The sequence below is a fragment of the Pseudomonas sp. SST3 genome, assembly GCF_003325755.1.
This window is the reverse complement of sequence record NZ_QORI02000209.1, coordinates 1-2,085: the sequence shown is the minus strand read 5'-3', so window position 1 is coordinate 2,085 and position 2,085 is coordinate 1. Positions and strand designations below refer to the sequence as shown.

Annotated in this window: 2 protein-coding genes; both read left to right on the top strand. The window is 56.2% G+C overall.

Annotation, left to right across the window (positions count from 1 at the left end; all coding sequences use genetic code 11):
• The first annotated feature begins 145 nt into the window (after positions 1 to 145).
• The gene (locus DQ405_RS26670; RefSeq protein ID WP_168426488.1) at positions 146 to 475 is read left to right on the top strand and encodes a four-helix bundle copper-binding protein; all 330 of its coding nucleotides are present in this window, start codon (positions 146 to 148) and stop codon (positions 473 to 475) included.
• A 387-nt stretch (positions 476 to 862) separates the two neighbouring features.
• Positions 863 to 1,897, top strand: coding sequence for an SDR family NAD(P)-dependent oxidoreductase (locus DQ405_RS26665; RefSeq protein WP_168426487.1), 1,035 nt, complete (start codon positions 863 to 865; stop codon positions 1,895 to 1,897).
• The last annotated feature ends 188 nt before the right edge of the window (positions 1,898 to 2,085 follow it).

The window sequence follows — 2,085 nt, the reverse complement described above, 5'->3', positions numbered from 1 at the left end:
GCGAACCTTACAGCATTGTAATGAAGTTGATCGAAACGGGTGCGGCCGGGGCATGTCGTATTTTCTGTGCTTGCTAAGACGCTGATGAAGGCTATTCAGCTAGCAGGCCACGACGACATACAACTATCGAACCCTGGAGAACGCAATGACCAATTCTATGTTCGCTTCCTGCATCCAAGCTTGTTCGAATTGTGCCCTGGTGTGCGAAACGTGCGCCTCTGCTTGTCTGCGTGAGGATGACGTAAAAATGATGGCTCGATGCATCGAGCTTGACCGTGACTGCGCGGACATCTGCACGCTGGCCGCCACCTTGATGAGCCGCGAAAGTGAGTACGCTAAGGCGTTCTGTGCCCTTTGCGCCAAGATCTGCCGTGCATGCGGAGAGGAATGCGCGAAACATCAAATGGATCACTGCCAAGAGTGCGCGAAGGCGTGCATGAAGTGCGCTGAGGAATGTGAGCGTATGGCAGCATAACACCTGTAACTCACCGCTCTGGCACAACTATATTCGGGGTGCCGGAGCCGCTCGAAGAAAAAATAATAAGAACATGGTGCGCTTAATATTTGGCGTACATGGCTTATCAAAAAAAGCGCATACAATACCCGCAATAGCCAAGAGCGAATTAATCCGTATTCAGCAGCTTTTCGTTCCGCAGCGAAACACGCGCTGGTTACGCTAGCAGGCCTTATTATCCGATCCGATGGCCAACACCGTAACGCTATTTCTCTTGCCACAATGTTTCTCATATTTCAGCGCTGAGACTAGGTGGGTGAATTAGTGAAAGCTCCTAGCAAAAGGCGGCGGTCGAGCAACAATCAAGACGCGGGCCATGCAACCTTATTTTGCTAGGAGAAAGCGATAATGGTTTTTCGAACATTCCCATCGCAGGGATTGGCTTTGCTGTTAGTACTGCTCACCGTTCTGCAACTCGGTGGCTGCGCCGTTTCCCCGCGCCTGAAACCAAGCGACCAGCCAAGCGTTGCCGGCAAAACCTTTGTCATCACTGGTGCCTCCAGTGGCTTCGGCCGCGGCGTGGCGCTCAGGCTTGCCGCTCTGCAAGGCGACGTGGTGCTAGCGGCCCGCCGAACCGAAGTGCTCGAAGAACTGGCCGCGCAGATACGCGAGGCAGGTGGATCGGCACTGGTGGTGACCACCGATGTGAGCAACCCGAGCGACATGCAGGGCCTGGCTCGAGCCGCCATCGAGCGCTTCGGCAGAATCGACGTATGGATCAACAACGCTGCAGTCGGAGCGCTGGGTCGTTTCGAGGACGTTCCCGTCGAGGACCATGCGCGGATCGTGGATGTTAATCTTAAGGGCGTGATCTATGGCAGCCACGCAGCCATGCGCCAGTTCAGAACTCAAGGCTTCGGCACGCTTGTCAACGTGGGCTCAGTCGAGAGCGAGATACCGCTGGCTTATCATGCCTCCTACGCAGCGACCAAAGGTGGGGTGATGAATCTCAGCGCGGCAATCGCTGAGGAGCTACGCCTGAGTGGCAGCGAGACTATCAATGTCGCGACAGTGATGCCTTGGGCTGTGGATACACCGTTTTGGGAACATGCGGCCAATTACACTGGCGGCACCCCACGCATGGCCGCTATGGACGGCCCGGAGCAGGTGGTGGAAGCCATCGCCTGGGTTTCGGTCAACCCGCGCAAACGTTTACCGGTAGGCTGGAAAGCCCGGGGGGCGATAATCTCGCATTCACTGTTCCCCTCTCTCGCCGAGCGAGTCGCGGCTAATATTGCGCACCGTTGGCAGATCGAGAAAGCACCACCAGCACCGCCTACGACAGGTTCGCTCTACGAGCCAATGCAATCCGGCACTGGTGTGCAAGGCGGCGTGCGTGAACGTATGGAGCGGGAAGAGGCTGCACGAGCGCAATCGAAATAACCCGGCGATGCATAATCAACCCGGGTTAGCGTCGAGCGGGGATGCCGAAGCACGTTGAATAGCGTGCCAGGGATTGTGGCCCCGTATCTCTTCAGCGCAGCCAACTTCTTGATCATGTATAGCGGGTAATCGCTATAAGCAGCGCCTGAAATCGCCTGCCCTAATTACCCTCTCAACATTGCAGGCAC